Origin of the sequence: Mycolicibacterium mageritense (assembly GCF_010727475.1) — a bacterium.
In the GTDB taxonomy this organism is placed as follows: Bacteria; Actinomycetota; Actinomycetes; order Mycobacteriales; family Mycobacteriaceae; genus Mycobacterium; species Mycobacterium mageritense.
Genome location: NZ_AP022567.1, coordinates 5,502,090 through 5,517,360 on the forward strand (window position 1 = coordinate 5,502,090; position 15,271 = coordinate 5,517,360).

At 67.3% G+C, this 15,271-nt stretch carries 18 protein-coding genes; 14 read left to right on the plus strand and 4 right to left on the minus strand.

Annotated elements, in window-relative coordinates:
- Positions 1-11: 11 nt before the first annotated feature.
- Complete coding sequence (locus tag G6N67_RS26555; RefSeq protein ID WP_036436544.1) at positions 12-518, minus strand: GNAT family N-acetyltransferase; 507 nt, start codon at positions 516-518, stop codon at positions 12-14.
- Between the two features lie 59 nt (positions 519-577).
- Between G6N67_RS26555 and G6N67_RS26560 the strand changes: the two genes are divergently transcribed.
- Complete coding sequence (locus G6N67_RS26560) at positions 578-1,153, plus strand: TetR/AcrR family transcriptional regulator (protein WP_230022203.1); 576 nt, start codon at positions 578-580, stop codon at positions 1,151-1,153.
- Positions 1,154-1,166: 13 nt separating this feature from the next.
- On the opposite strand, the gene G6N67_RS26565 is transcribed toward G6N67_RS26560, so the two are convergent.
- Together G6N67_RS26565 and G6N67_RS26570 are read right to left on the minus strand one after the other, a co-directional pair.
- A complete protein-coding gene (locus tag G6N67_RS26565) occupies positions 1,167-2,015 on the minus strand; it encodes an aldo/keto reductase (protein ID WP_036436548.1) in 849 nt (282 codons plus the stop codon).
- A 5-nt stretch (positions 2,016-2,020) separates the two neighbouring features.
- Positions 2,021-2,848, minus strand: a complete 828-nt coding sequence (locus G6N67_RS26570) for an aldo/keto reductase (RefSeq protein WP_036436550.1) — start codon at positions 2,846-2,848, stop codon at positions 2,021-2,023.
- A 13-nt stretch (positions 2,849-2,861) separates the two neighbouring features.
- Here G6N67_RS26570 and G6N67_RS26575 point away from each other — a divergent pair, with 13 nt between their 5' ends.
- The 11 genes from G6N67_RS26575 to mutM all read left to right on the plus strand — a co-directional run bounded on the left by G6N67_RS26575 (position 2,862) and on the right by mutM (position 13,792).
- Positions 2,862-3,947, plus strand: a complete 1,086-nt coding sequence (locus tag G6N67_RS26575) for an alpha/beta hydrolase (RefSeq protein WP_036436552.1) — start codon at positions 2,862-2,864, stop codon at positions 3,945-3,947.
- A gap of 34 nt (positions 3,948-3,981) precedes the next feature.
- Complete coding sequence (locus tag G6N67_RS26580; RefSeq protein WP_036436554.1) at positions 3,982-4,854, plus strand: DsbA family protein; 873 nt, start codon at positions 3,982-3,984, stop codon at positions 4,852-4,854.
- Complete coding sequence (locus tag G6N67_RS26585) at positions 4,851-5,477, plus strand: vitamin K epoxide reductase family protein (protein ID WP_036436556.1); 627 nt, start codon at positions 4,851-4,853, stop codon at positions 5,475-5,477. The genes G6N67_RS26580 and G6N67_RS26585 overlap by 4 nt, the downstream gene beginning before the upstream one ends.
- Positions 5,478-5,513: 36 nt before the next feature.
- Complete coding sequence (locus G6N67_RS26590) at positions 5,514-8,933, plus strand: pyruvate carboxylase (RefSeq protein WP_036436558.1); 3,420 nt, start codon at positions 5,514-5,516, stop codon at positions 8,931-8,933.
- The gene (gene rsmD, locus G6N67_RS26595) at positions 8,930-9,481 is read left to right on the plus strand and encodes a 16S rRNA (guanine(966)-N(2))-methyltransferase RsmD (RefSeq protein WP_051579098.1); all 552 of its coding nucleotides are present in this window, start codon (positions 8,930-8,932) and stop codon (positions 9,479-9,481) included. The genes G6N67_RS26590 and rsmD overlap by 4 nt, the downstream gene beginning before the upstream one ends.
- Positions 9,482-9,525: 44 nt before the next feature.
- The gene (gene coaD / locus G6N67_RS26600; protein ID WP_036436560.1) at positions 9,526-10,002 is read left to right on the plus strand and encodes a pantetheine-phosphate adenylyltransferase; all 477 of its coding nucleotides are present in this window, start codon (positions 9,526-9,528) and stop codon (positions 10,000-10,002) included.
- Between the two features lie 87 nt (positions 10,003-10,089).
- Positions 10,090-10,656, plus strand: a complete 567-nt coding sequence (locus G6N67_RS26605; protein WP_036436562.1) for a hemerythrin domain-containing protein — start codon at positions 10,090-10,092, stop codon at positions 10,654-10,656.
- Positions 10,657-10,840: 184 nt separating this feature from the next.
- Positions 10,841-11,578 (plus strand): cell division protein SepIVA, encoded by a 738-nt coding sequence (gene sepIVA / locus G6N67_RS26610; protein WP_036436564.1) that lies wholly within the window; start codon positions 10,841-10,843, stop codon positions 11,576-11,578.
- Between the two features lie 58 nt (positions 11,579-11,636).
- On the plus strand, positions 11,637-12,242 hold the full coding sequence (locus tag G6N67_RS26615; protein ID WP_036436566.1) for a YceD family protein: 606 nt from the start codon (positions 11,637-11,639) through the stop codon (positions 12,240-12,242).
- Positions 12,239-12,931, plus strand: coding sequence for a ribonuclease III (rnc, locus tag G6N67_RS26620; RefSeq protein WP_036436568.1), 693 nt, complete (start codon positions 12,239-12,241; stop codon positions 12,929-12,931). The genes G6N67_RS26615 and rnc overlap by 4 nt, the downstream gene beginning before the upstream one ends.
- Before the next feature lie 6 nt (positions 12,932-12,937).
- Positions 12,938-13,792 carry a bifunctional DNA-formamidopyrimidine glycosylase/DNA-(apurinic or apyrimidinic site) lyase gene (mutM, locus tag G6N67_RS26625; RefSeq protein ID WP_036436570.1) on the plus strand — a complete coding sequence of 285 codons (855 nt, stop codon included), beginning with the start codon at positions 12,938-12,940 and terminating at the stop codon, positions 13,790-13,792.
- A gap of 9 nt (positions 13,793-13,801) precedes the next feature.
- Here mutM and G6N67_RS26630 read toward each other — a convergent pair whose 3' ends face one another.
- Positions 13,802-14,452, minus strand: a complete 651-nt coding sequence (locus G6N67_RS26630) for an Rv0361 family membrane protein (protein WP_051578970.1) — start codon at positions 14,450-14,452, stop codon at positions 13,802-13,804.
- Between the two features lie 111 nt (positions 14,453-14,563).
- Between G6N67_RS26630 and G6N67_RS26635 the strand changes: the two genes are divergently transcribed.
- Positions 14,564-14,992: an OsmC family protein gene (locus G6N67_RS26635; RefSeq protein WP_036436572.1), complete on the plus strand. Its 429-nt coding sequence runs from the start codon at positions 14,564-14,566 to the stop codon at positions 14,990-14,992.
- Positions 14,979-15,260, plus strand: coding sequence for an acylphosphatase (locus G6N67_RS26640; RefSeq protein WP_036436574.1), 282 nt, complete (start codon positions 14,979-14,981; stop codon positions 15,258-15,260). The genes G6N67_RS26635 and G6N67_RS26640 overlap by 14 nt, the downstream gene beginning before the upstream one ends.
- Positions 15,261-15,271: the final 11 nt, after the last annotated feature.

Sequence of the window (15,271 nt, forward strand, 5' to 3'; positions counted from 1 at the left end):
TCGGCGGAACCTCAGAGGTCGAGTAGCCAGTTCTGACCGTTGAGATCCTGGCCGAAGCTGTGGTGCGGTTCCTCGTCGACGAGGCGAAAACCGAACTGCTGATAGATCTTTCGAGCCGCCACCAGCACGTCGTTGGTCCATAGGGTCACCTGGCGGTAGCCGGCGTCACGCGCGAAGCGCAGGCACTGCTCGACCAGGCGGGAGCCCAGTCCGAGGCCCCGCGCCTCAGGGGTGACCAGCAGGATCCGCAGCTTGGCCACGCCGGGTGCCTCGTCGGCCACGCAGAAGATGCAGCCCGCCCGTTCGCCGTCCACCTCGGCGATCCAGCCGGCTTCCCGGGCCGGGTCATGGTGCGCCGCATAGTCGGCCACGATCTTGGCCACGAGTGCTTCGAAGTCGGAGTCCCAGCCAAACTGGCGGGCGTAGACCTCACCGTGGGCCATCACCACCCAGCCAAGGTCGCCCGGACGATCCGCCCGGCGCAGCGTGATCCGCGACTGGTCGGCCTGTTGCAGCATGGCGTACCTCCAAGCTACTGAAACACCTGTTTCAGTAGCGGTAGGCTACCAACGTGTCCGTGGACGAAACAACCCCCTCAGCCCGACGCGTCGAGCTGCTGGAGCGGGCCTACCAGTACGCGCTCAGTCACGGCCTGGGCGACATGTCGCTGCGCCCGCTCGCGGCGGCCATCGGCTCGAGCCCGCGGGTGCTGCTGTTCCTGTTCGGCAGCAAGGACGGTTTGGTGCGCGAACTGCTCGCGCGGGCACGCACGGACGAACTCGCGCTCCTCGACCGCCTGCCGCACGGCCTCGACGGCGCCGGCCTCGCAGGCGCCGTCGAGCAGGTCTGGGGGTGGCTGGCCGCCGAGGAACGTCGGCCCCTGCTCACGTTGTGGGCCGAGGCCTACACCCGTTCACTCGTCGAACCCGACGGCGCGTGGGCCGGCTTCGCCCGCGCGACGGTCGAGGACTGGCTGGCCGTTCTGGCGAAATGTCAACCGGCGCAAGAACGCAACGGCGACGATGGCATGGCGCGCCGGACCGCGGCATTGGCTGTGTTGCGCGGCGCGCTGCTCGACCTGCTGGCCACCGGCGACACCGGCCGCGTCACCGCGGCCGTGCGCGTCCAGCTCGGTGCTTGGGGCGCACCATGACCGCCTCGGCGGACTAGGTGCCCGTGTACGTCGCGGGGTCCGGGCGGAACCGGGTGCCGTCGTCGAGGCCGCTGAGGCTTGCCATCTCGTCGTCGGTGAGCTCGAAATCGAACACGTCGAGGTTCGAGGCGATGCGCTCGGGGTTGGCCGAACGCGAGATCACGATGTTGCCGAGCTGAAGGTTCCAGCGCAGGAGCACCTGCGCGGCAGTCTTGCCGTGGGCGTCGGCGACCGCGGTGACAGCGGGGTTGCTCAACAGCTTGCCGACGCCGAGCGGGCTGTACGCCTCGGTGGCGATGTTGTGTTCGGCGTTGGCCGCGCGCAGTGCGGCCTGGTTGAGCAGCGGGTGCAGCTCGATCTGGTTGACGGCCGGGGTGACGAAGGTCAGGTGGATGATCGTCGACAGTTCCTCGGGCCCGAAGTTGCATACGCCGATCGAGCGGGTGAGGCCGTCCTCTCGGGCCTTCATGAGGCCGCCCCAGCTGTCGACGTACTTACCGGTGTCACCGCCGGGCCAGTGGATGAGGTAGAGATCGACGTGGTCGAGCCCGAGCCGCTCCAGGCTGGCCCGCGCCGCGTCCTGCGAGGACGAGAAACCCTGGTCAGGCGTGGCCAGTTTGGTGGTGACAAAGAGCTCGTCGCGCGGAATGCCCGACGCGGCGATTGCCCGGCCGACTCCGGCCTCGTTTCCGTAGGCCGCCGCGGTGTCGATCAGCCGGTAGCCCGCTTCGAGCCCTGCCGATACCGCCCGTTCGGCGTCGCTGTCGGACAGCTCGCCGACACCGAGCCCGACGACGGGAATCGTCTTGTCGTCGTTGAGTGTGACGGTCGGGACCGCCGCTTCCCCAGCCGATGGGGTCATGTCACCTACCCTGTGAAGTTGAAGGTTCGAGGATCGGGCCCCAGACGTGTCCCATTGGCGAGGGACGCGATGGACGCGAGATCCTGTTCGCTGAGTTCGAAATCGAACACGTCGAAATTACTCGCAATCCGTTCTGGGTTCACCGACTTCGGGATGACGATATTACCCAGCTGGATATGCCACCTAATCAGTACCTGCGCGGGTGTTTTGCCCCGGCTTTCGGCGATCCCGGTGACCACCGGATCGGCGAGCAACGAGCCCTGACCAAGCGGGCTCCACGCCTCGGTCGCGATGCCCAGCTGCGCGTGCACCTCGCGAAGTTCCTGCTGGGGCAACAGTGGATGCAATTCGATCTGGTTCACCGCCGGGACGATGCCGGTGGTGTCCATGAGGATCTTCAAGTGTTCGGGTTCGAAATTGCTCACCCCGATCGAGCGGATCCGGCCCTGATCGCGCAGGTGCGCGAACGCCTTGAACGTATCGACGTAGGCGTTCTTCGCGGGCACCGGCCAGTGAATGAGATAGAGATCCAGATAGTCGACCCCCAGGCGCGCGATGCTGGCGTCGAACGCGGCGAGCGTGGCATCGTAACCCTGGTCGCTGTTCGACAGCTTGGTCACCAGGAACACCTCGTCGCGCGGTACTCCTGAGGCCGCCAGGGCCCGCCCGGTTTCGGTCTCGTTCTGATACGCCGCGGCGGTGTCGATGTGCCGGTACCCAGTTTGCAGGGCGGCGACGACCGCCCGTTCGGTGTCTTCGGGAGGGGTCTGCCAGACTCCCAGCCCGACCTGGGGTATCGAATTACCGTCGTTGAGCGTCACGCGCGGATTCACAGAGGGAGCTGCCATGTCCGAAAGTCTGCCAGGCCGGGACGGGGTCAAGGGCGCTCTGCTGGAACGGGCGACCGACTTCACCCTCAACGCGATTCCGCGGATCCCCGATCGGCGCAAGCGGCTGCTGCTCGGTGGACGGACCGTGACCGTCGACGGCAACACCCTCGACACGACACTTCAGTTCATGCTGGCGGCCCAGCGTGCGTCGGGATTGGGCGGCTTGGTCTCCGACCGTGACTCCGTCCCGGCGTCGCGTGAACAACTGCGGACAACTGCGGCGATGCTGCGGACCCGCATCCATGTGGACGTGACGAACATCTCGATTCCGGGCCCTGCGGGACCGATCCCGGCGCGTCGCTACGTGTGCGACCGCCCCGCCGCGGGCCCGACGGCGCTGCTGCTGTTCTTTCACGGCGGGGGTTTTGTGATCGGCGACCTGGACACCCACGACAGTCTGTGCCGGCTGATCTGCCGGGACGGCGGCATCCAGGTGCTGTCGGTGGATTACCGGCTCGCACCCGAACACAAGGCCCCGTCCTCGTTCGACGACTGTTATGCGGCCTACGAGTGGGCACTCGACCATGCCGCGGGGCTCGGCGCGTCGCGAATCGTGGTCGGCGGTGACAGCGCGGGCGGCAACCTCGCGGCGGTGGTATCCCAGCAGGCCCGCGACAACGATCTGCCGCTGCCGGCGCTGCAGCTGCTGCTCTACCCGGTGACCGACTGGTCGAGCGACACGCGATCGCGGACCCTGTTCGCCCACGGCTACTACCTCACCAAACCCGACATGGACTGGTTCGCCGCCCATTACCTCGACGGCGCCGACGTCGAACCGGACGACCCCGTGGTGTCGCCGCTGCTGGCCGAGGATCTTTCGGGCCTGCCACCGGCGCTGGTGTACACCGCGGGATTCGATCCGCTGCGCGACGAGGGCAACCGCTACGCGCTGGCCATGCGTGACGCGGGTGTACTGGTCGATCTGCGCGAAGAACGGTCACTGACCCACGCGTTCGCGAACTTCTTCCCGCTCGGCGGGGGCAGCGCGACCGCGACCACCGCGATGATCTCGGCGCTGCGCGCGCATCTCAGCCACGCCTGAGGTCGGGCAGTTCAGCGCCGGTACGCTTGGTCCCGTGGCCAAACCGAAAAAGACCGCCAAATACGACCTCAAGGCAGCCGACCGCAAGCGCAACCTGCTGATCCAGATCGGCCTGACCTCGGTGGTCGTCGTGTTTGCCGCGGCATTGGTGATCTACATCGTGACCCAGGGCAAGTCGAAGGAAGACGGCCGGGCCATCCGCGTGGCGTCCGACAAGGTGATCACCAGTGAGGGCACCACCGACCCGAAAGTCGTGATCGGGCTCTACGAAGACTTCCTGTGCCCGGCCTGCGGCAACTTCGAGCGCTCGTTCGGCCCCACGATCTCCAAGCTGATCGACACCGGCGCGGTCGCGGCCGACTACCACATGGTCGCGATTCTCGACAGCGCAGGCAACGGCTATTCGTCCCGCGCGGGTAGTGCGGCGTACTGCGTGGCCGACGAGTCCATCGACGCGTTCCGCCGCTTCCACACCGCGCTGTTCAACGAGAAGATCCAGCCGCAGGAGAACAGCGGCGTGTATCCCGACAACGCGCAGCTGATCGAATACGCCCGGCAGTCCGGCGTCACGGGCGGCGTACCGGATTGCATCAACAAGGGCAGCTACGTGGACATGGTCAAGAAGATGGCAGGGGCCACCGGCATCCAGGCCACTCCGACCATCCGGATCAACGGAGAGGACTACAAGCCGACGACACCGCAGGATCTGGTCGCCAAGGTCAAGGAGATCGTCGGTGACGTGCCCGGCCTGGAGGCCGTCGCACCGGGTGCGCCGGCTGCTCCGGCGTCCGCCCCCGGTGCGCCGGGCGCACAGGCTCCCGCGCCCGCTGCGCCTGCTCCCGCCGCGCCCGCTCCCGCTGCGCCAGCGCCCGCCGCGCCTGCTCCCGCTGGGTCGACGCACCCATGACCGTCGCCGCGCCGGCCGAGTCCGATCAGCCCGCGACCCAGACGTCGTCGGCCGTGGCCGTCGGCCGGCCCAGCGCGGTGTGGGTGCTGATCGCCGGTGTGGTCGGTCTCGCGGCGTCACTGACGCTGACGTACGAGAAGATCGAAATCCTGATCAACCCGAAATACGTCCCGTCGTGCAGCATCAACCCGGTGCTGTCCTGCGGTTCGGTGATGGTCACCCCGCAGGCGTCGGTGTTCGGATTCCCCAACCCGATGATCGGCATCGTGGCGTTCAGCGTCGTGGTGGTCACCGGGGTGCTCGCGGTCGCGAAGGTGCGCCTGCCGCGCTGGTACTGGGCGGGGTTGGCGGTCGGCACCCTTTTGGGCGCCGCGTTCGTGCACTGGCTGATCTTCCAGAGCCTCTACCGCATCGGTGCGCTGTGCCCGTACTGCATGGTCGTATGGTCGGTGACCATCCCGCTGCTGGTGGTGACGACGTCGATCGCGCTGCGACCGCTCGCAGGCAATCCGGTCGCGCGGATCGTGTACGAGTGGCGCTGGTCGCTGGTGGCCCTGTGGTTCACCACCCTGGTGCTGTTGATCCTGGTCCGATTCTGGGACTACTGGTCGACACTCGTTTAACACACCGGAAACAACCTGGCGGTTAGGGTATCGCGCGTGATCTCCAAACTCCTCGTCGCCAACCGTGGTGAAATCGCGATTCGTGCGTTCCGTGCTGCGACCGAGATGGGCATCGCGACCGTCGCGGTGTATCCGTATGAGGATCGCAATTCGCTGCATCGGTTGAAGGCCGACGAGTCGTATCAGATCGGTGAGGCCGGCCATCCGGTGCGGGCCTATCTGTCCGTGGAAGAGATCATCCGGGTGGCCCGCCACGCTGGCGCGGACGCCATCTATCCCGGATACGGCTTCCTGTCCGAGAACCCCGAGCTGGCTTCGGCGTGTGTGGAAGCGGGCATCACGTTCGTCGGCCCGTCGGCCGACGTGTTGGAGTTGACCGGCAACAAGGCGCGCGCGATCGCGGCGGCACGCGCGGCGGGGCTGCCGGTGCTGGCGTCTTCGGAGCCGTCGGCGTCGGTCGACGAGCTGGTGGCGGCGGCCGCCGACATGTCGTTCCCGTTGTTCGTCAAGGCCGTCTCGGGCGGTGGAGGGCGCGGCATGCGCCGGGTGACCGATCCGGACGCGCTGCCCGAGGCCATCGAGGCCGCCAGCCGGGAGGCCGACGCGGCGTTCGGCGATCCGATGGTTTATCTCGAGCAGGCGGTGATCAACCCCCGCCATATCGAGGTGCAGATCCTGGCCGACACCCACGGCAACGTCATCCACCTGTTCGAACGGGACTGCAGCGTGCAACGGCGCCACCAGAAGGTGATCGAGCTGGCGCCGGCCCCGAACCTCGACCCCGAGGTCCGCGAACGGATCTGCGCCGACGCGGTGGCACTGGCGCGGGAGATCAACTACTCGTGTGCGGGCACCATCGAGTTTCTGCTCGACGAGCGTGGCCATCACGTGTTCATCGAATGCAACCCGCGCATCCAGGTCGAGCACACGGTGACCGAGGAGATCACCGATGTGGACCTGGTGTCGTCGCAGTTGCGCATCGCGTCCGGTGAGTCGCTGGAATCGCTCGGGCTGAGCCAGGATTCGGTGCAGATCCGTGGCGCCGCGCTGCAGTGCCGGATCACCACCGAGGATCCCGCCAACGGGTTCCGTCCGGACACCGGGCGTATCACCGGGTACCGGTCGCCGGGTGGCGCGGGCATCCGCCTCGACGGTGGCACCCACACCGGCGCCGAGATCGGGGCCCACTTCGACTCGATGCTGGTGAAGTTGACGTGCCGCGGCCGCGATTTCGCGACCGCTGTGGTGCGCGCGCGGCGTGCGCTCGCCGAGTTCCGGATCCGCGGTGTCTCGACCAACATTCCGTTCCTGATGGCCGTGCTCGACGATCCCGATTTCCGGGCGGGCCGGGTGAACACGTCGTTCATCGACGACCGCCCGCAGCTGCTGACCTCGCACACGCCGGCCGACCGCGGCACCAAGATCCTGAACTACCTGGCCGACGTGACGGTCAACAAGCCGCACGGCGAGCGGCCGTCGACGGTGTACCCCAACGACAAACTGCCTGCGCTCGACCTGGCCGCGGCTCCGCCTGCGGGTTCCAAGCAGCGGTTGACCGAACTGGGCCCCGAGGGTTTCGCGCGGTGGATGCGGGACAGCCCGGCGGTGGGCGTCACCGACACGACGTTCCGCGACGCGCACCAGTCGCTGCTGGCCACGCGGCTGCGCTCGTCGGGGTTGCTGAAGGTCGCGCCGTACGTGGCGCGGTCGATGTCGGAGCTGCTCTCGATCGAGTGCTGGGGTGGTGCGACTTACGATGTGGCGCTTCGCTTCCTGAAAGAGGATCCGTGGGGGCGGCTGGCCGCGCTGCGCGAGGCTGTGCCGAACATCTGTCTGCAGATGTTGCTGCGCGGCCGCAACACGGTGGGCTACACGCCGTACCCGGAACTGGTCACGTCGGCGTTCGTGGCCGAGGCGACCGCGACGGGTATCGACATCTTCCGGATCTTCGACGCGCTCAACAACGTCGAGTCCATGCGTCCCGCGATCGACGCGGTTCGGGAAACCGGAACGGCCATCGCAGAAGTCGCGATGTCCTACACCGGTGACCTGAGCGACCCGGCCGAAAACCTCTACACGCTCGACTACTACCTGAAGCTGGCCGAGCAGATCGTCGATGCCGGCGCGCATGTCCTGGCCATCAAGGACATGGCCGGTCTCCTGCGGCCGCAGGCCGCCGCGGCGTTGGTGTCCGCGTTGCGGTCCCGGTTCGACCTACCGGTGCATGTGCACACGCACGACACACCGGGCGGCCAGCTCGCGACGTACCTCGCGGCGTGGCAGGCCGGGGCGTCGGCCGTCGACGGTGCGGCCGCACCGTTGGCCGGGACGACGAGCCAGCCCGCACTGTCGGCGATCGTCGCGGCGACCGCCCACACGCAGTACGACACCGGCCTTTCGCTGAGTGCGGTGTGTGATCTGGAGCCGTACTGGGAAGCGCTGCGAAAGGTGTACGCGCCGTTCGAATCCGGGCTGCCAGGGCCGACGGGCCGGGTGTATCACCACGAGATCCCGGGTGGGCAGCTCAGCAATCTGCGTCAGCAGGCCATCGCACTTGGACTGGGGGATCGGTTCGAGGACGTGGAGAACGCCTACGCCGGTGCCGACCGGGTGCTGGGCCGGCTGATCAAGGTGACTCCGTCGAGCAAGGTGGTCGGAGATCTCGCGCTGGCTCTGGTCGGTGCGGGCGTGACGGCCGACGAGTTCGCGGCCGACCCCGCGAAGTACGACATCCCCGACAGCGTGATCGGTTTCCTGCGAGGCGAACTCGGTGACCCCGCGGGCGGCTGGCCGGAACCGTTGCGCACCAAGGCTTTGGCGGGCCGGGGCCCGGCCAAGCCCGAACAGGAACTGTCCCCCGAGGACGAGGCCGCGCTGGCCGCGCCGGGCGTGAAGCGTCAGGCCACCCTGAACCGGCTGCTGTTCCCGGCTCCCACACGGGAATTCGAGGCGCATCGCGACGAGTACGGCGACACGTCGCGGCTCAGCACCAATCAGTTCTTCTACGGCCTTCGCCAAGGCGAGGAGCACCGCGTGGAATTGGAACGCGGCGTCGAACTGCTCATCGGGCTCGAAGCGATCTCCGACGCCGACGAGCGTGGCATGCGCACGGTGCTGTGCATCCTCAACGGACAACTGCGTCCGGTTCTGGTGCGCGACCGCAGCATCGCCAGCGATGTTCCGGCCGCCGAGAAGGCCGACAAGGCCAACCCGGATCATGTGGCGGCCCCGTTCGCCGGTGTGGTCACGGTCGCCGTGTCGGCGGGCGATGCGGTCGAGGCCGGGCAGACCATCGCCACGATCGAGGCCATGAAGATGGAGGCCGCGATCACCGCACCCAAGGCGGGCACCGTCGACCGTGTCGCCGTCTCCGCCACCGCCCAGGTCGAGGGGGGAGACCTGCTGGTGGTGGTCGGTTCGGCGGGCAGGAGCGAAGCGACCGGGGGATCAGACTGACCCGCATCATCGCCGGGACGCTGGGGGGTCGCCGAATCGCGGTCCCGCCCAGGGGAACCCGACCGACCTCGGATCGGGTGCGCGAAGCGGTGTTCAACGCGTTGTCCGCGCGGCTGGATTTCACGGGCCTCGATGTGCTCGATCTGTACGCGGGATCCGGAGCGCTTGGCCTGGAAGCCATTTCCCGCGGAGCGGCCTCGGCGCTTTTCGTCGAGGCGGACCAGCGGGCCGCGGCGGTGATCGCGAAGAACGTCGCGACCCTCGGGGTCGCGGGCGCGTCGGTGCGGCGGGGCAGTGTCGAAACCGTGCTCGCGGCAGGCGCCGACAGGGCAATGGATCTCGTGCTCGCCGACCCGCCCTACGACCTCGGCGCGTCCGCGGTCGACGCGATGGTGCTCGCGCTCGCCGTGGGCGGTTGGGTCGGCACTGGAACCGTGGTGATGGTCGAGCGCCGGGCCAACAGTGAACCGACCGGCTGGCCTGCCGGCTGGACTGCGTTGAGCGCACGCCGGTACGGCGACACCCGCGTCGAGCTCGCCGAGGTGTGATGTGGCGGCCGACAGCTGTTGTCGGCCCTGTAGCGTCGTCATCCATGAGTGGCGCGGTATGCCCCGGATCCTTCGACCCGGTGACTCTCGGTCATGTCGACATTTTCGAGCGTGCGGCCGCGCAGTTCGACGAGGTCGTGGTCGCGGTCCTGGTGAACCCCAACAAGAAGGGCATGTTCGATCTCGACGAGCGGATGGCGATGATCCGCGAATCGACCCGACACCTACCGAATCTGCGGGTCGAGTCGGGTCAGGGCCTGGTGGTCGACTTCGTCAAGTCGCGCGGGCTGACGGCGATCGTCAAAGGCCTGCGCACGGGTACCGATTTCGAGTACGAGCTGCAGATGGCCCAGATGAACAAGCACGTCGCGGGCGTCGACACCTTCTTCGTGGCCACCACACCGCAGTATTCGTTCGTGTCGTCGTCGCTGGCCAAAGAAGTCGCCTCGCTCGGCGGCGACGTGTCGGCGCTGCTGCCCGAGCCCGTCAACCGCAGGCTGCAGGAAAAGCTCAACGGTTAGCTCACGCCCCCGCCGGGTAAATACCGGATGGCGCACAACAGCCCATGGCGCCCATCCATTGCACCCGGATCAATCGGAGGTACCGCTGTGCCGAACACATTCGTCCAATCCACCGACGACGTCGTCAAGTTCCTCAAGGATCAGCACAACCTGATCAAGGATCTGTTCGAGGAGGTCTTCTCGGCGTCGAGCACCGAAGCCAGGGAGAAGGCGTTCGTCGACCTGCGCCAGCTCCTCGCAGTGCACGAGACCGCGGAGGAGATGGTGGTCCACCCGCGCGCCCGCAGTGTGGTGGCCCACGGCGACGAGATCGTCGACGCCCGGCTGCAGGAAGAGCATGCGGCCAAGCAACAGTTGTCGGACCTGGAGAGCATGGACATCGACTCCAAGGAATTCCTCGCCGAACTCGCCAAGTTCCGCGATGCCGTCGTCGACCACGCCGAGCACGAGGAACACGAGGAGTTCGACAAGCTGCAGCGCAAGCTCGACTCCGACGACCTGGAACGCATGGCCAAGGCCGTTCAGGCCGCCGAGGCGATCGCGCCGACCCGGCCTCACCCCGGCGTCGAGTCGGCCAAGCTGAACTTCGCTGTCGGCCCGTTCGCGTCGATGCTGGACCGAGCCCGCGACCTCATCGGCGCGGCAGTCCGGTGACGGGTGTCGCCGGCGGGGCCCGGCGTGACGTCGGTCGCGAAAGCGGCAGGTCACCCGGGTTGTCATACTGGCGTTGGATACAGCGTGCCGGTGCCCCGCTGGCGACACACCGATCGTGCTCCCCAGTCACAGGCGTAACACCAGGCACACTAGTCACTAACAACGACGCCTGGAGGGTTTAGCCGTGTACCGAGTTTTTGAAGCGCTCGATGAACTGGGCGCGATCGTCGAAGAAGCCCGCGGCGTGCCGATGACGGCGGGCTGCGTGGTTCCGCGTGGGGACGTTCTGGAATTGATCGATGACATCAAGGACGCCATTCCCGGCGAACTCGACGACGCACAAGACGTGCTCGATGCTCGTGACTCTTTGCTGCGGGAGGCCAAGGAGCACTCCGAGTCGGTAATGTCGTCGGCCAACGCAGAAGCCGACGGAATGCTCAATCACGCCAGGGGAGAAGCCGATCGACTTCTTGCCGACGCCAAGGCCCAGGCTGACCGTATGGTTGCCGAGGCTCGCCAGCACAGTGAGCGGATGGTCGGCGAGGCACGCGAGGAAGCTGCCCGGCTGAACGCCGCAGCTAAGCGTGAGTACGAGGCGAGCACCGGCCGGGCCAAGGCCGAGGCAGACCGACTCATCGAGAACGGCAACCTCTCGTACGAGCGCGCGGTGCAGGAAGGCATTAAGGAACAGCAGCGTCTCGTGTCACAGACCGAGATCGTCTCGACCGCAACTGCCGAGGCCACCCGCCTGGTCGACGCTGCGCACGCCGAGGCCGACCGGCTCCGCGGCGAGTGCGACATCTACGTCGACAGCAAACTCGCCGAGTTCGAAGAGTTCTTGAACGGGACGCTGCGTTCCGTGGGGCGCGGCCGTCATCAGCTACGTACCGCAGCGGGCACGCACGACTACGCGACGCGCTGACGGACACGACAACCAGAACTCGTCGTCAATAGCTGAGGCGCCGCCGTAGGATTGCTGCATGGCGACGCATGCGAGCGGGGGCAGGCACCGCGAGTCACAATCGCCGCTGGTTATCAACGTGTCTCGACTGGGCCGGCGGCCCGGTTCGATGATGACGCTCACCGAGACGGTGCCGAGCCCGGCCCGCATGGGAGCGGAGTTGGTCGCCATCGAGGCCGGTGCCCCACTGGAACTCGACCTGCGGCTGGAATCGGTGTCCGAGGGCGTACTGGTGACGGGGACGGTCTCGGCACCGACCGTCGGCGAGTGCGCCCGGTGCCTCACCGAGATCACCGGCGATGTGCAGATCGACTTGACCGAGTTGTTCGCCTATCCCGACAGCACGACCGACGAGACCAGTGAGTCCGACGAGATCGGTCGGGTCAGCGGAGATCGCGGCCGGCCCGACACCATCGATCTCGAGCAGCCGATCACCGACGCGGTCGGCCTGGCATTGCCGTTCTCGCCCCTGTGCCGTCCGAACTGTGTGGGGCTGTGCCCGCAGTGCGGCGTGCCGCTGGCGTCTGCCGGGCCGGATCATCAGCACGAGCAGATCGATCCCCGCTGGGCGAAGCTCGCGAAACTGATGCCGACCGACGAGGACCAGGCCGGGGGCGGCTCGTGAGTGATGGTCACCAAGATCTGCTGACTGCTTTGGGTGTGGCGCTTCCGGCGGAGTTGCTCACCATCGCGTTGACCCACCGCAGTTACTCGTATGAGAACGGTGGTCTGCCAACCAATGAGCGGCTGGAGTTTCTCGGCGACGCGGTGCTGGGCCTGACCATCACCGAGGAGCTCTACCACCGCCATCCCGACCGGTCCGAAGGCGACCTGGCCAAGCTGCGTGCGAGCATCGTCAACACCCAGGCACTTGCGGACGTGGGCCGGGGGCTCAGTGACGGCGGGCTGGGTGCGCATCTGCTGCTCGGCAAAGGGGAAGAGAACTCCGGCGGCGCCGACAAGTCGAGCATTCTGGCCGACGGCGTCGAATCACTGCTCGGCGCAATCTATCTGGAACACGGCCTGGAGGGCGCGCGGGCCGTGATCCTGCGGCTGTTCGCCGAGTTGCTCGACACCGCACCGACATTGGGCGCCGGCCTGGACTGGAAGAGCAGCCTGCAGGAGTTGACCGCGGCCCGCAACATGGGTGCGCCGTCCTACCTGGTGACCTCGACCGGTCCCGACCACGACAAGGAATTCACCGCCACGGTGCTGGTCGGCGAGGCCGAATACGGCAAGGGTGTCGGGCGCACCAAGAAGGAAGCCGAACTCAAGGCCGCGGCCGCGGCATGGAAGGCGCTCGACGACGCATGACCACCGATGCCTGAACTGCCCGAGGTAGAGGTCGTTCGCCGAGGGCTGCAGGAGCACGTCGCGGGACGGACCATCACCGCCGTGCGGGTGCATCACCCGCGCGCCGTGCGCCGCCACGAAGCGGGCCCTGCCGATCTGACCGCCCGGCTGCTCAACGCGCAGATCTCGGGCACGGGCCGGCGTGGCAAATACCTGTGGCTGACGTTGGAAGACGGTGCGGCCCTTGTGGTTCATCTCGGGATGAGTGGGCAGATGCTGTTGGGCCCGGTGACCAACGATCGCCATCTGCGCATCGCGACGCTGCTAGACGACGGCACCGCGCTGAGCTTCGTCGACCAGCGCACGTTCGGCGGTTGGCAGCTGGCCGACATGGTCACGGTCGACGGCACCGATGTGCCCGAGCCCGTCGCGCATATCGCGCGGGATCCGCTCGACCCCCGGTTCGACCGGGACGCCGTGGTTACGGTGTTGCGGCACAAGCATTCCGAGATCAAACGCCAATTGCTGGACCAGACCGTGGTGTCCGGGGTGGGCAACATCTACGCCGACGAGGCGCTGTGGCGGGCGAAACTCAACGGCACGCGGGCCGCGGCGTCGCTGCCCCGCAAACGGCTCGCAGAACTGCTCGACGCCGCCACCGAGGTGATGACCGAGGCCCTCGGCCAGGGCGGCACGTCCTTCGACTCGCTCTACGTCAACGTCAACGGCGAATCCGGTTACTTCGAACGGTCATTGGACGCCTACGGCCGGGAAGGCGAGCCGTGCCGGCGGTGCGGTGCGGTGATGCGGCGCGAGAAGTTCATGAACCGGTCGTCGTTCTACTGCCCCAAATGCCAACCGCGACCGCGGCCGCGCCACTGACCGGGCTGCTCAGCGCAGGCCGCGCATGGCCGGATCATCGGACATGCAGAGCTTCCAGTTGCCCGACTCCTTGCGGAAGTACAGCGTGCCGTCCTGTCCCTTGGCCTTGACGGGAAGGGTAGCCTTGTTGCCGTTGACCTGGAGATCGCCGAATTCGGCTGAATCGGTCGGCGGCTCGAGCGTGGGCTTGGGCAGCTCGATGTCGATCCCGAGATCCTTGAGCGGGTTCGAGTCGAGCAGATCGAACATCTCCTGATCGCTCTGGCAGTAGTACTGCCGCATCTCGGAGAAATCGGGCGCCGCGTTGCCGATGTCCTTGAGCGTGTTCATGATCGCCCGCTCGTCGGCTGACGGCCGCAGCACGAGGAAGAGCACTATGCCGACGACGATCACCACGGCCAGCACGGCGGCCGCGATGCCGCCGATGATCAGGCCTTTACGGCCACCGCCCGAATGCTGCGGTGGCATGCCGTAGCCGTAGGGCTGCTGGGGTGCCCCGAACTGCTGCGGGCCGCCATACGGCGGCTGCGCCCCGTACGGCTGCGGGGCCCCGTACTGCGGCATCCCGTACGGCCCGGGCGGCTGATACTGCGGTGGTCCACCGAACTGCTGCGGCGGCTGCTGCTGCCACGGTTCCTGCGGTCCGGACGGATAGGTCATTAGGCTCCTCGACAAAGGCGATGCGTCGAGTTTATCCGTTCGCCGTGCCAGACATGGATCCCAGAACTCGCTGCCGGAATAGCGAGACGTCGCTGAGTGTAGAAATACCCCATGACCGAACTCTGGGTTGAGCGCACCGGGGTGCGCCGCTACACCGGGCGCAGCTCCCGAGGCGCGGAGGTACTCGTGGGCAGCGAGGACGTCGAAGGCGTGTTCACGCCTGGCGAATTGATGAAGATCGCGCTGGCCGCGTGCAGCGGCATGAGCAGTGATCAGCCTCTGCGTCGGCGGCTCGGCGACGACTATCCGGCCACCATCCGCGTGTCGGGCCCGCCCGACCGTGAGCAGGAGCGGTATCCGCTGCTCGAGGAGAAGCTCGAAGTAGACCTGTCCGGGCTGTCGGAGGCCGACGTGACCAGGCTGCTGACCGTGGTCGAGCGGGCCATCGACCAGGTGTGCACCGTGGGGCGCACGCTCAAGTCCGGCACCGAGGTGAAGTTCGCGGTAGCCGACCAGGTCAACTCCGGTGACCAGCGCTGACGTCAAGCTCAGTGCGTGGGTGCACGGCTACGTCCAAGGCGTGGGTTTCCGGTGGTGGACCCGGGCGCGCGCACTGGAGTTGGGGCTGACCGGGTTTGCTTCCAACCGTCCCGACGGGCGCGTGCACGTCGTCGCGCAGGGCCCTCGCGACGCCTGCGAGCGTCTTCTTGACCTGCTGCAGAGCGGTAAAACCCCAGGTTCGGTGGACAAAGTGATCGCCGACTGGTCCGAACCCGACGCCCCGATGACGGGGTTTCACGAGCGGTAGCTCCCGCGGCG

Bases quoted from the DNA above. Each gene is read 5' to 3' on its own strand.
- G6N67_RS26555 (WP_036436544.1), bottom strand. From the start codon at position 518: ATGCTGCAACAGGCCGACCAGTCGCGGATCACGCTGCGCCGGGCGGAT.
- G6N67_RS26565 (WP_036436548.1), bottom strand. From the start codon at position 2,015: ATGACCCCATCGGCTGGGGAAGCGGCGGTCCCGACCGTCACACTCAAC.
- G6N67_RS26575 (WP_036436552.1), top strand. From the start codon at position 2,862: ATGTCCGAAAGTCTGCCAGGCCGGGACGGGGTCAAGGGCGCTCTGCTG.
- G6N67_RS26585 (WP_036436556.1), top strand. From the start codon at position 4,851: ATGACCGTCGCCGCGCCGGCCGAGTCCGATCAGCCCGCGACCCAGACG.
- coaD (WP_036436560.1), top strand. From the start codon at position 9,526: ATGAGTGGCGCGGTATGCCCCGGATCCTTCGACCCGGTGACTCTCGGT.
- G6N67_RS26615 (WP_036436566.1), top strand. From the start codon at position 11,637: ATGGCGACGCATGCGAGCGGGGGCAGGCACCGCGAGTCACAATCGCCG.
- mutM (WP_036436570.1), top strand. From the start codon at position 12,938: ATGCCTGAACTGCCCGAGGTAGAGGTCGTTCGCCGAGGGCTGCAGGAG.
- G6N67_RS26630 (WP_051578970.1), bottom strand. From the start codon at position 14,452: ATGACCTATCCGTCCGGACCGCAGGAACCGTGGCAGCAGCAGCCGCCG.
- G6N67_RS26635 (WP_036436572.1), top strand. From the start codon at position 14,564: ATGACCGAACTCTGGGTTGAGCGCACCGGGGTGCGCCGCTACACCGGG.